Origin of the sequence: Acinetobacter cumulans, assembly GCF_003024525.3 — a bacterium.
Taxonomy (GTDB): domain Bacteria; phylum Pseudomonadota; class Gammaproteobacteria; order Pseudomonadales; family Moraxellaceae; genus Acinetobacter; species Acinetobacter cumulans.
Genome location: NZ_CP035934.2, coordinates 2,093,348 through 2,106,087, shown reverse-complemented (window position 1 = coordinate 2,106,087; position 12,740 = coordinate 2,093,348). Strand labels below are relative to the sequence as shown.

Annotated in this window: 9 protein-coding genes; all 9 read right to left on the bottom strand. The window is 39.8% G+C overall.

The features are described 5' to 3' along the window. Positions 1–41 precede the first annotated feature (41 nt). The 9 genes from C9E88_RS10005 to C9E88_RS09965 all read right to left on the bottom strand — a co-directional run bounded on the left by C9E88_RS10005 (position 42) and on the right by C9E88_RS09965 (position 12,232). Positions 42–2,036: an alpha/beta hydrolase gene (locus tag C9E88_RS10005; RefSeq protein ID WP_372658444.1), complete on the bottom strand. Its 1,995-nt coding sequence runs from the start codon at positions 2,034–2,036 to the stop codon at positions 42–44. Positions 2,037–2,159: 123 nt separating this feature from the next. Continuing rightward, a complete protein-coding gene (locus C9E88_RS10000; protein ID WP_106985459.1) occupies positions 2,160–3,077 on the bottom strand; it encodes an ABUW_2363 family tetratricopeptide repeat lipoprotein in 918 nt (305 codons plus the stop codon). Between the two features lie 120 nt (positions 3,078–3,197). After that, entirely contained in the window at positions 3,198–4,007 is an 810-nt protein-coding gene (cysE, locus tag C9E88_RS09995; RefSeq protein WP_106985460.1) for a serine O-acetyltransferase, read from the bottom strand. Then, entirely contained in the window at positions 4,007–4,843 is an 837-nt protein-coding gene (locus C9E88_RS09990) for an RNA methyltransferase (RefSeq protein ID WP_106985461.1), read from the bottom strand. Before C9E88_RS09990 ends, cysE begins: the two co-directional genes overlap by 1 nt. 57 nt (positions 4,844–4,900) lie before the next feature. After that, positions 4,901–8,473, bottom strand: coding sequence for a DNA polymerase III subunit alpha (dnaE, locus tag C9E88_RS09985; protein WP_106985462.1), 3,573 nt, complete (start codon positions 8,471–8,473; stop codon positions 4,901–4,903). A gap of 128 nt (positions 8,474–8,601) precedes the next feature. After that, the gene (locus tag C9E88_RS09980; protein ID WP_106985463.1) at positions 8,602–9,240 is read right to left on the bottom strand and encodes a hypothetical protein; all 639 of its coding nucleotides are present in this window, start codon (positions 9,238–9,240) and stop codon (positions 8,602–8,604) included. Positions 9,241–9,575: 335 nt separating this feature from the next. Next, entirely contained in the window at positions 9,576–10,271 is a 696-nt protein-coding gene (locus C9E88_RS09975; protein WP_106985464.1) for a methionine ABC transporter permease, read from the bottom strand. After that, a complete protein-coding gene (locus C9E88_RS09970; protein ID WP_106985470.1) occupies positions 10,268–11,293 on the bottom strand; it encodes a methionine ABC transporter ATP-binding protein in 1,026 nt (341 codons plus the stop codon). Before C9E88_RS09970 ends, C9E88_RS09975 begins: the two co-directional genes overlap by 4 nt. 72 nt (positions 11,294–11,365) lie before the next feature. Next, positions 11,366–12,232, bottom strand: coding sequence for a MetQ/NlpA family ABC transporter substrate-binding protein (locus C9E88_RS09965; protein WP_106985465.1), 867 nt, complete (start codon positions 12,230–12,232; stop codon positions 11,366–11,368). Positions 12,233–12,740 lie beyond the last annotated feature (508 nt).

The window sequence follows — 12,740 nt, the reverse complement described above, 5'->3', positions numbered from 1 at the left end:
ACCGATCAAAAGATCGGTTTTTTTATTTGCGATCCAATAGGCTATTTGGGTTTATATAGGCCAAGTTCTGTTAAATGTAGACGTAAAATACGGCGTAGTTCGAGTACTGCTTCGGGTGTTTCTTGAATAGAATGTCCACCTTTTAACACCACTTCAGAAACGGCTCCGTTTAAATGAGCACTTTTATAAGGAACAATGCCATCTGTAATCAGTGCTGGGTCATTACTACCGCTAATATTGCCAATAATTGAGTGAAACTTTAAGCCTGGACGTGGATTAATATCGTCTGTAAGTTGCATGAAGTTTGATTTATGGCTTAAGTCACTTGGACCATTTTGTATTAAGCCTTGGTCGACTTGTTTTAACAAGTCTTTCAAATCTTCTTCCTGCGTCAGTACATCTGCAAAAGCAGATAGAAATGCGCCTGGTAATTTAATCACTTTACGGGCAACTTTGGTAAACCAGCGGTCTGCATAGTCTGTTCCGCGGTGCGGTGATGCCAAAAAGATTGCACGATTGAAGTTAGGAATGTCGTTCATCACCATGCGTTGTTTGACTACAGGTATTTTTTGATATTGATGCAACTGGCGAGAGCTCATTTTTTTGAGTGCTTCATTGCTAATATCTGCGTCACTCACTAAAAGACGCGCAATAATACCTCCCATACTATGACCAATTAAAACTGCATCTTTTTTTGCCGTACTTTTAGGATCGACTCTTGCAAAAGCTTGGGTTAGAAGTGCATAAATTTGGAAGCGACTTTCAATAATTGGCATATTTGTGGAATAGAACACTTGCCAGACTTGATAATGCTCCCTTAAAACATTATCTCCCATAATATCATTGGTCAGGCGGATCCATGCTTCTGGACTACTGGCTAGACCGTGTACCAATACAATCACTTTTTTATCTGGATTGTAGGGTTCTAACATATAGAGTTGTGGCATCGTGATATTTTCATCACGGTCAATTAGCGATAAATAGGCGGCTTTACCGAGGTTATTTTCTGCTAACCATAAACCATAGGGTGCTGAGAAATTGGCCGCCAATGGGTAGTTTTTGGATGCAACATTCAGTGTTTCATATTTATAAGGATCGTAAACCTTAATCACGAAATCTGGGCTATTTAAAATAGCATCAATGGAGTTGCCTTGTAGGGGTTCTGCGGTCAAGGTGGCAGCCAGATAACGCGCCGTATTGATGTTGGGGTTAATGTTATTTGGATATTTATAATCCATTGGATTAATAATGTATTTGTTTTTAGTTCCTTCAGGTTTTTTATCTTCAGGTAACACAATTAAGAACTCGGCACCAAAACCATCTCGGCGGGTGATAGAGCGTAAGCCAGAGAAGTTAAGATTATAAGTTGACATTAACTGCTCAACTTTGCTGTTTTGTAGGCCAGCATAATGGCTGTAATCGATACGATAGCGACTTTTCCCTACTTGAATTTGTGTAACAGCCTCAGCTTGAGCATGGTAGGTGGTATACAGTCCAACGAGTTTTGCAATTCCTTGATTATAGAAATCGCGGATTTGAACTTGTCTGTTGTCAAAAATACGGTCTTGTGGCGCACGCTGGGTTTTGAACATATAGGCATAGCTATAACGAATGCTACGATCGAGCATATTCATTTGTTCTATTACACAGTTCTGTAAATTTTGCTTTTCAATGGCCTTTTTTTCTTCTGAACGGGTACTAGACAGCACACTAGACTTACAGGCAGAAGAATCACCAAGTGCGATAGCTTTTGCTAAATAGAGTTCACTGGCTGCAGAGTAAATTTGCTCATCTTGTATTTGGGGGATTTTTTTAATTTCACCAATACATTGTTCTGGTGTGTCGGTACAGCTTTTGGCTTCACGTCCACTCATAGACAAAACGTTGAGTGTTGCTTCACTGAGTTTACTGCGTGACAAAATACTGTCACGTTCATTAGCAATACTGACATTTAAGGCTTGGTTCTTCACGCTGACGACCTGACAGCCAGACAGTAAAGAAGTTGTTAATAATACGCCGAGCAGTAATTTATTCATTTTATGCTGCATCTTCATGCGATTTTGAGGGGAATTATTTTAAATCATACTGCAAGTTGAATTTTTTTCAATTCGCCATAAATAAAAATAGGCCAAAAAATGGCCTATTTTTAACAATATAGATTAACCCGCTTTTGGTGGGTTCAATACTTGCCACACATTCCAGCGACCTTGCTTTTCAATTTCTTGAATCAAGCGGTCAGCTACGTCAGCTTCTTGAGGGTATTTAATTTTGTAATTACGCAAGATTTGAACAGCATTTTTCTTTTGTTCCATTGCGATGTAGTTGTTAGCTGCAGAAAGATAAGCTTCTTGTACGCCAGCTTTCATTGCTTTGTCTAGGTATGGAATTGCTTCGCGTTGACCGCCACCTTCAGATAAACCAAAACCAAACCAGAAGTTTGCTTCGGCATCATCTTTGTTAATTTTTAAAATACGCTGTGCATAGTTTAATGATTTAGTGGTGTAAACAGAACCTAAGTCTAGGTTACGTGCCATAACGCTTGCTTTGAATGCGCGAACTAGAATGTCAAAAGAAGCATTATCTTTTGATGCTAGCGTATCAAGTTGCTGAGTCACTTGTTTAAGTTTTAACTCAAAACCTTTGCGTTCATTACGTTGCACAAAACGTGGTGGATAGTGGCGTGCTTTGCCTTCTACTAATTGTAAGAAATCATCAATTTCTGTGATGTCAATTTCGTTGTCACCAGCAAGGACTGCATATTTCATTGTGCGTACTTTGCTGTTGACGGTTGGAATAATTAAACGATTGGTATCTAGCGTTAATGTTTTTGATGGATCGCTTGCTAGATTAACATTCATTTTTGTTACGGGTTGCGCCGCAGCTTTTTGTAGATTGATTTCAAATGGAGGTGGTGCATCATAATTAAATGGATTAAGTGCATAGAATGGTGGTGTAAGTTCAGGTTCTACAAACACCATTGAACCTTTAGGTACATTATTATTTTTATTGGTTGGTGCGCTTCCACATGCAGCAAGGGTTAAAGCAAGACAAGCAACTGCCAAGGGCTTAAGCATCATAAGAAATCTTCCATTTAAATTATTTTAAAATGTTCATCAATTGCATATTCGCCAGTCTATTTAAAGTCTGGCGAACATGCAAGCCAGCAACTTGATCCTTCCTGATCATTTGCTGTAAAGCTAGGCTTTTGATTGTTTACTTTGTGCTTCACACTCACGTCGTGCTTCTTCAATGATTTTTAACTCTTCTTCACTGAAGGGCTGTTCATCTAAAGCTTGTGTTTTAAAGCTCGGATCAAGCAAAGATAAGCGATGGCACAAGGAGTTCATGCGCTGTTCATTTAGCTGAATCCGCTCCAATAACACGCGCATACCATCTAAGATTGGATCTGACTGATCCTGTGTGGTGGCATAAGCTTGGAAACCAATGCTTTCGGCGTAGTTATTGCGACGCGCTTCTTTGTCGTCTTTTGATTTGTCTTTGGTAATAAAACGTGCAGGACTGCCCACAGCTGTCGTTTCTGGTGGAACTTCTTTGGTCACCACAGCATTTGAGCCGACTTTGGCATTTTTACCCACAGTAAATGGCCCAAGGATTTTTGCCCCTGCACCAATCACAACACCATCTTCTAAGGTTGGGTGACGTTTACCCTTGTTCCATGTTGTACCGCCTAGGGTAACACCATGATAAAGGGTAACATCATCGCCAATTTCAGCTGTTTCACCAATCACGACACCCATGCCATGGTCGATAAAAAAGCGTCTACCAATTTTAGCGCCAGGATGAATTTCAATACCAGTTGCAAAACGACTAAAAGAGGAAAGTAAGCGTGCTGAGCCTTTACAGTCTTTTTTCCACAGTTCATGTGCAACGCGGTGCATAATGAGTGCGTGAATACCTGGGTAGGTGGTTAAGACTTCAAGTGTATTGCGAGCGGCAGGATCGCGCGCAAATACAGCTTGTATATCCTCTTGGAGCTGTTTAAGCATTAGTGTTGATCCTCATCATTTTTTGATTTTTTCCATGTGCCATTATTGAGTGCTTGTACACGGCTAAAAATACCACGGAGCAAATGATATTCCATACGGTCTAATTGAATTCGGCCAAATAAACGACGCAAACGCAAAGGCAATAAGCGTGGATTTTTTGGGTCCATAAATTCAATGTCTGCCAGCATTTTTTCAATATGCGGGTAAAACTGTTCCATTTGCTCATGTGTTACCAGTGGCTCATCCCATTGCATATCAACATCATCTGTCACATGCATTTTGGCTTCTGGATCTGCAATTTTAGCAGTAAATTCCATGGCTGCCATCCGCATTTCATAACAAATCACTTGAATTGCTTGTGCAACATTCAGTACGCCGTAATCGGTGTTTACTGGAATGGTGACATGGTAGTTCGCCATCGCCAATTCTTCATTGGTTAGACCGCGGTCTTCACGACCAAAGATGACAGCCACTTCTTGTTGTTGGGTGGCTACAGCTTTCAGTGATAATTCTGCTGCAGGACGTGCATCCAGTAATGGCCAAGGAATGGTGCGACTACGTGCGCTGGTACCAAATACAATATGACAGTCTTTGATCGCATCTTCTAAGGTTTCAACAATTTCAATTTGTTCAATTAAATCGGTTGCGCCAGCAGCCAAAGCATCAATGTCAGGATGTGGGTAGGTTTTAGGTGCGACTAAAACCAACTTTACTAAGCCCATCGTTTTCATAGCACGAAGGGCACTACCAATATTGGCAGGTAAAGTGGTGTTTACCATAACGATGCGGACATGGGAGAGATGCGCTGAAACAGCTGCATTGTCAATTTGACTCATTATTGTTCCAAATTAAATAATTAAACATTTAAATTTTGCTGTGAATGGCAGTAAAGCTTATGAAAATTGATTCATCGTTTCAGCCTGATATTGATCCATCGCATCATCCATCGTCATATTTGACGGTGGGGGCGGAATTTGTACTGGCTGAGCTTGCTCATAGCTGACGGCTTTGGCTGCTTTTGATTTCACATGGTATTCGATATGCAAAGATGCTTTACCAAAATAATCACGTAGCTTTGATAAAAGCTCATCAAGAGGTGCAACTTTCCAGTCTATGCCCAAATGCAGTTCTGCGCTGGCATAGTCAAAGTCGACCAATAAATGCACAGGGATGTGGGTAGACATATCGACATTGCAATAAGGATGCAAAATGTTTTGCATGTCTTTGCTCAGGGTAGCACTCAGGTGCTCTTTGTCTAAAGTAATCTGAATACTGTTGGCACGCTTTTGGCGAATTTCATTTAAGCTAAAGGCTTTGGTTAAACGGCCCATAGGACGATCATAACCTTCGCGTTCATAGATTTCGCCTTCAATGACGACGACTTTTTCATTTTGAACAATATCTTTAAAGCGTTGGAAGCGTTCGTGATTTGCTGAAACTTCAATTCGTGCTGTGCCGTCATCCAAGGTAATCATCATGCGATTTGGGAAGTTGGCTACATCGACCACGAGACCTGCAAATACTGTGGTGACACCACGACGTGTAGGCGTAAGTTCATTAATGCGCTGTGAAATAAATGATTTCAATTCAGGACGATAAACATCGATCGGGTGGCCAGTCAGGTAAAGACCAAGTGTGTCTTTTTCACCTTTTAAGCGAACTTCATCCGACCAAGGTTTTACAGGCTTAGCAGGCTTACGTTGAACTTCTTCAACTTCGCCAAATAAGTCCATAATGCCAGTTTCTCGGTTTGAGCGTGCTTGTTCGGCTGCTTGCACGGCTTCTGGCAATTGTGCCATGAGGCTTGAGCGTTCTATGCCTAAGCAGTCGAGTGCACCTGCGCGAATGAGTGCTTCTAAGGTGCGCTTATTAATTTTCTTTAAATCAATACGATGACAGAAATCAAATAAGTCGCGATATGGGCCTTCTTGCTTGCGTGAGTCAATCACGGATTGCATTGCGGCTTCACCCACACCTTTGATTGCGCCTAAACCATAGACAATCGTTTGTGGGTCACTGGCATGGAAATTATACAAAGACATATTGACTGAAGGTGGTAATACTTCCAGTTTATTGCTACGACAGTCATCAATTAAGAACACCACGTTGTCGGTGTTTTGCATTTCCGAAGTCATTACTGCAGACATAAACTCTGCAGGATAGTGTGCTTTTAACCATGCTGTTTGATAAGCAACAAGGGCATAAGCTGCAGCATGTGATTTGTTAAAACCATAGCCTGCGAATTTTTCCATATAGTCGAAGATATGGTTGGCTGTATCTGTATCGATGTCTTTAAGCGCCGCACCTTCAATAAAGATTTGACGCTGTTTTACCATTTCTTCAGGTTTTTTCTTACCCATGGCACGGCGGAGTAAATCGGCGCCACCAAGTGTATAGCCAGCACAGAACTGTGCTGCCTGCATTACCTGTTCTTGATACACCATAATGCCGTAAGTCGGTTCGAGTACTTTTTCGAGCAATGGATGTAAGTATTCAAACTCACCGCCGTGCATACGGAAAATAAAGTCTGGAATCAGATCCATTGGGCCTGGACGATACAGCGACACGAAGGCAATAATTTCTTCAAATTTGCTTGGACGCGCTTCCTTCAGCATTTTTTTCATACCGACGGATTCAAACTGGAATACCGCGGTCGTGTTTGCATCGGCAAACACAGCGTATGCATCTGGGTCGTCTAGTGGAATATAAGAAATGTCGATTGGATCAGTAATATCTGGACGTGCATTAATATGCTTAATGGCATCTTCAATTACGGTCAGGTTTCGTAGACCCAAAAAGTCGAACTTAACTAAACCTGCGGACTCAACATCGTCTTTATCAAATTGGGCAACACGGGCAGTACCATCGGCATCACACATAACCGCTGAATAGTCAGTTAGTTTGGTTGGTGCAATAACCACACCACCTGCGTGTTTACCCGTGTTACGTGTAATCCCTTCGAGTTTAAGCGCCATTTCCCAAATTTCTGATGCATCATCAAAATCTGGGTTAGAAGGATTGGTCACCACATCTTTAAGCTGTGGCTCAGCTTCAATTGACTCTTCTAAGCTCAAGCCCAAAGGTTTCGTTGGAATGAGCTTAGAGATTCGATCGGCCAAACCGTAAGATTTACCCAAGACACGTGCCACGTCACGAATCGCACCTTTGGCCGCCATCGTACCAAAGGTTGCAATTTGCGATACTGCATCACGTCCATAAGTACGTGCTACATAGTCAATGACACGGTCACGACCTGCGATACAGAAATCGACGTCGAAATCGGGCATCGATACACGCTCTGGGTTTAAGAAACGTTCGAATAGTAGGTCATAACGCAGTGGATCAAGGTCGGTAATTTTTAAACTATAGGCAACCAATGAGCCGGCACCTGAACCACGCCCCGGGCCTACAGGTACGCCATTTCCTTTAGACCATTGAATGAAGTCCATGACAATCAGGAAGTAGCCAGGGAATCCCATGTCTAAAATAATTTTAATTTCAAACGCCAGACGTTCATCGTAAGGCTTGCGAATGTCTGCCCAATCATCGCCACGTTGTGCGAGTGGGTAGAGGAATTCTAGGCGTTCATCTAAGCCGACTTCACACAAGTGTGCAAAATAAGTGTCGATGGTGTGACCATCTGGAATTGGGTAATCTGGAAGGTCATGGAAACCTAAGCGGAGTGTGACATTACAACGCTGAGCAATATAAAACGTGTTTTCAATGGCAGTTGGGATGTCGGCAAATAACTCCGTCATTTCCGCTGCAGTTTTGAAATATTGGTCTGGGCTGTAGTTTTTAGGGCGACGGCTGTCTCCTAAAACATAACCATCGGCAATACATACACGCGCTTCATGTGCTTCAAAGTCTTCGGCTGTAATGAAGTGCACATCATTATGTGCAACTACGCCAATATTGTATTTTTTTGCGAGTTTTACAGCTTCTTGAATAAAGTCTTCTTCACCCGAACGATTGGTACGTGTTAAGGCTAAATAAACACGATTGCCAAATTTTGAAATCCATTCTTCCAGTAAAGGCTCGGCTTTTTGCGGATTGGATGTCATGAGCATTTTGCCGACATCACTGTGCTGGCCAAGCAAAACGATTAAATCGTCGTGTTGCTCTAAAATCCAGTCTTTTTGTACGCAAGGAATATCAAGTTGTTGGCCACGAATATAGCCTTCAGAGACTAATTCTGTCAGGCTACGCCAACCTTTTTTGCTCATGGCCAATAAGCTAACACGATGCTCTGCATCATTTAAACGAAGGGTAGAGCCAAAAATTGGCTTAATGCCTTTGTCTAAACATTTTTTATAGAATTTAACAGATGCATGTAAATTGGACAGGTCTGTAAGGGCCAAGGCTGGCATTTCATCTGCAGCTGCAGCTTTTACTAGATCAGGTATACGTACAATAGATTCGGTGATTGAAAATTCTGTATAAATACCAAGATGTACAAAGTGCATAGATGAGTCCCAGCGAAAACAGCTGATTATTTTAGCATGCTCTAGAGTTAAACTTACGTTTATTGCATGGCTTTCTACAGTTTTATCGGTTCACTGTTTACGCAATAAACGCAGATCGAAGTTGGTGTTCAGCAAGCAACTCCTTGATTAATTGAAAATGCGCTTAATTTTCCATTTTTAAAATTAAAAGCTAAGTTGCTTATATAGGGTAAATCATAGTTTTGCGGTTCTTTTAAAACCCTTTTAGCCTTTTGGGGTGGGAGTAAAATGACATAAGCGATTTCATTTGAATTGGCTAATTTTGCGCTCTTGGGAAAATCTTTTTGAAATTGCTGAAAGGTATATCGGGGCGTAATAGAAATTTGACCCATTTGAATTTTATCGTAGATTTGAGAGCTATTACTCCATTCCATCCAAACCTTTCCTTTGGTTTGACCTAATTGGGTAAAACTGTTTTTATTTTTATAAAATGATTCATTTTTAATTTGAGGATTATCCTCAGCATAAATTTCAAACCTTAAAAACTTAGCTTGGGTTGATGCGTGGAATTCGGTATTACTCGTACAATCAGAATATTCATACTTGAGTCTGACGGGATTTTTGCCGATTAGAACATTTGCTTTTGCTGCAGTTACAGGTGATGCTAAATCTTCGCCATTGACTTGAATACTGGTGACATAATTATAGTCAGCGATTGAGGCAGAAATTGTTGTGCAAATGGTTGAACCAATAATGAGTGCTGGAAAGAGTTGATAGGTGAGTCGCATAACTGTCCTTTTTTTAATTTTGTTGGGTAGGTGTTTCAAAGCATAAGTCTATTTATGTTAGGTCTATTGATTCATTCATTGAAGGAATTTTGGACTTTAGGCATAAACATGAAAATGGCAGAAAAATGATATATTTTTGCTCAGGTCTTGAAATATATTTGTTTTTGAAGTCTTCGCGGAATTCGGATTTATTATTTTATAATTCATGTATTTATAGTGATTTAAGTGAGGGGTGAGTGATATTTTTTCTAATTTACATAAATTCTGAAAGAATAAAATAATATCGACAAAATTAAACCCTCCGAAGAGGGTTTTAAAATGCAAGGGCTGACGGCTTAACGCATTTTAGATAGCCAGTCACCCAAACTTTGCACAATCTGCACCAAGATTAATAGGACGATAACGGTCAAAATCACCACGCTGGTATCGAAGCGTTGATAACCATAAGAAATGGCCAAATCACCAATACCGCCAGCACCTACAGCACCTGCCATAGCAGTTGCACCAATTAAACTAATGGTGGCTGTTGTAAGATTTAAAATGAGCGAACTACGTGATTCAGGCAGTACAAATTTAAAAATAATTTGTAATGGTGTCGCACCCATCGCTTGAGCAGATTCGATAATCCCTTCATTTACTTCAAGTAAAGAAGTCTCAATTAAACGACCAATATAAGGACCGACATAAATCGTCAACGGAACAATGGCTGCCCACGTACCGATCGAAGTGCCCACAATCACTTTGGTTAATGGAATGACCGCAATTAACAAGATAATAAAGGGCAAAGAACGTAGCGCATTTACAATCGGGTTAAGGCCATGATAGACCACGCGGTTAGGTAAAATACCTGTAGGGCGAGTCACAAATAAAATAATGGCTTGAATAAAGCCCCAAATACAACCAAACAACATGGCAAAAAACACCATGTGGAAGGTTTCTTGCAGTGCTGTTACAAACTGATCAATTGAAAGTGAACTTTTCCAAAAAGGAGCCGTTACTTCAGTGAGCCATTGAACAATCATATCTCTCATGCTTGGACTCCTGATTGTTCAACTTGTACACCACTATTTTCAAGGAACTGTAGGGCTTGCTGAATTTGACTTGCATCGCCAAGTAATTGAATAAACATTTGTCCAATTACAGAACCATTAATTTCAGTCATGTTGGCAAATAGAATATTTAGGCTGACATCAAAGGTTTTAATCACGGCTTGAATAACAGTTTCTTGAGCAGAACTGCCTAAAAATTTTAAGCAATAAATACTATTATGATTTTTATTTTCAAGATTATTCAAGATGTTAATCGGCAGTTGTTGCTGCAGTACAGTTTGAATAAAGGTGCGGGTAGTTGGGTGCTGTGGTTGGCTGAAAATGTCCAATGTAGAGCCCATTTCAATGACTTTACCTTGTTCCATCACCGCGACATAGTCACAAACACTTTCAATCACATCCATTTCATGGGTCACCATGACAATGGTAATGCCTTGCTCTTGATTAATCTTTTTTAATAAAGCTAAAACAGACTGAGTGGTTTGCGGATCTAGTGCAGAGGTTGCTTCATCACATAATAAAATTTTAGGATGATTAGCAAGCGCACGGGCAATCCCGACACGTTGTTTTTGACCGCCAGAAAGTTCATCTGGGTAGGCATTTTTCTTGTGTGTAAGATCAATAAATTCGAGTAATTCTTCTAAGCGTTTTTGACGTTCAGCTTTAGAAACACCCAATAATTTGAGGGGGAGTTCAATATTTTCTGCAACGGTTTTGGTTTGCAGTAAATTGAAATGCTGGAAGATCATACCAATGTTGGTACGTTCTTGGCGTAATTCAGAAGCACTTAAGGCAGTAAAATCTTTATTGTTAATAAAGATTTGCCCTTGGCTTGGGCGTTCCAAAAGGTTGATTAGGCGAATAAGCGTACTTTTGCCTGCACCGCTGTAGCCAATCAGACCAAAAATACAGCCAGCCGGAATCTCAAGATTGATTTGATCCAGCGCCTTAACAGTTTGACCTTTAAGCTCAAAGTGCTTAGAAATGTCTTTAAATTGAATCATATCGTCAAAAGCTTTAAATAAAAGAAAAACAGGCAAAGTAAATTTGCCTGTTTAGATGTGCAAAGTATATTACTATTTTGCGTCTGTAAGATAGCTTACAGGTTTATTTACATCAACTTTTGTACCGCCAAAGTGATCTTGTACATATTTGCCTACAGCAGCAACATGGTAAAGCTCACCAACTTTTTTCAATACTGGGTCATTTTGACGATCAGCTGCAACCGCTAAAACGTTAACGTTCATTTTTGTGCTTTGGTCAATTGGCTCATAATAAATCGCATCTTTTAATACGTTTAAGCCACCTTCCATTGCCAATGTATTACCCAATACAATCGCATCTACTTCGTCTTTAACACGTACAGCAGTTGCCATTTGAATTGGTTTAATTACAATTTTCTTCGCATTTTCAGCAACATCTGCTGTTGTACCTTTAACGTTGTCAAAGTTAGCTTTTAGTTTAACTAGGCCAGCAGATTGTAAAAGTAACAATGCGCGAGATTCGTTTGCACCATCATTTGGAATGGCAATGGTTGCACCTGTTTTAAACTCATCCAATTTTTTTACTTTGCTTGAGTAAATACCCATTGGCTCTAAGTAAGTTGTAGAGAGTGGAGCAATTTTTTCTTTGTTACTGTCATTGAATGCAACCATATATGCGTATGATTGGAATGCATTGACATCCATTTCATGGTTCGCAACTGCTGTGTTCATAGACACATAATCGGTAAAGTTTTTAACTTCAAGCTTAATGCCTGCAGCTTTAGTTTCTGGCAATGTTGCAATATAGCGCCATACATCTGCGTCTGAGCCTGTAGATGCCATAGTTACTGTTTGAAGTTCAGCTTTTTTTTGTGCGGTATCTGTAGCAGGGGCTTCTTGTTTACCACAACCTGTTAGAACAACAGATGCACCGAGCACTAAACCAAGTAACTTTTTCATGTTTTCACCCAAGTAAATTAAATTTTGGCGTTCAACTTACATATCATAAATGTAGAGAGATTAAATTAAGCGTGAAATCAGTCAAACTGACTTATAACCGCAAATTGTATATGGCTCAAATATTGTTGCAATTAGATTTCAGTCTAAATAAAAGAGAGAGTTTTATATACAAAGTAATTGTAAATAAAAGAATTTAATTAGGCTGAGCCCTAAATTGCTGAAATATAATAGCAATAATTTAATATGCAATATAGTGATGAAAAAATCTATATTTAGCACTAATAGTGCATAAAAGCTTTGAAATTTAAGTAAAATAATATGAAAAACAATATATTGTCTTTATTGAATTTGATAAGTGGATGAAATATGAGCTTATTTGGTGCTTTATAAGATTTTTGGCATTGTTATGCAGAAAAATGCATATCATCACGATATGTTTATTTTGAGTCTTTTATTTTCTTTACTTATTTGTTTAAGCCATTCGCAGAGTTCGTATGAGAAGGCCTTA

Excerpts from the sequence above, each read along its gene's own strand:
- cysE (WP_106985460.1), bottom strand. The coding sequence starts at position 4,007 with ATGCTTAAACAGCTCCAAGAGGATATACAAGCTGTATTTGCGCGCGAT.
- C9E88_RS09980 (WP_106985463.1), bottom strand. The coding sequence starts at position 9,240 with ATGCGACTCACCTATCAACTCTTTCCAGCACTCATTATTGGTTCAACC.
- C9E88_RS10005 (WP_372658444.1), bottom strand. The coding sequence starts at position 2,036 with ATGAATAAATTACTGCTCGGCGTATTATTAACAACTTCTTTACTGTCT.
- C9E88_RS09970 (WP_106985470.1), bottom strand. The coding sequence starts at position 11,293 with ATGATTCAATTTAAAGACATTTCTAAGCACTTTGAGCTTAAAGGTCAA.
- C9E88_RS10000 (WP_106985459.1), bottom strand. The coding sequence starts at position 3,077 with ATGATGCTTAAGCCCTTGGCAGTTGCTTGTCTTGCTTTAACCCTTGCT.
- dnaE (WP_106985462.1), bottom strand. The coding sequence starts at position 8,473 with ATGCACTTTGTACATCTTGGTATTTATACAGAATTTTCAATCACCGAA.
- C9E88_RS09975 (WP_106985464.1), bottom strand. The coding sequence starts at position 10,271 with ATGAGAGATATGATTGTTCAATGGCTCACTGAAGTAACGGCTCCTTTT.
- C9E88_RS09965 (WP_106985465.1), bottom strand. The coding sequence starts at position 12,232 with ATGAAAAAGTTACTTGGTTTAGTGCTCGGTGCATCTGTTGTTCTAACA.
- C9E88_RS09990 (WP_106985461.1), bottom strand. The coding sequence starts at position 4,843 with ATGAGTCAAATTGACAATGCAGCTGTTTCAGCGCATCTCTCCCATGTC.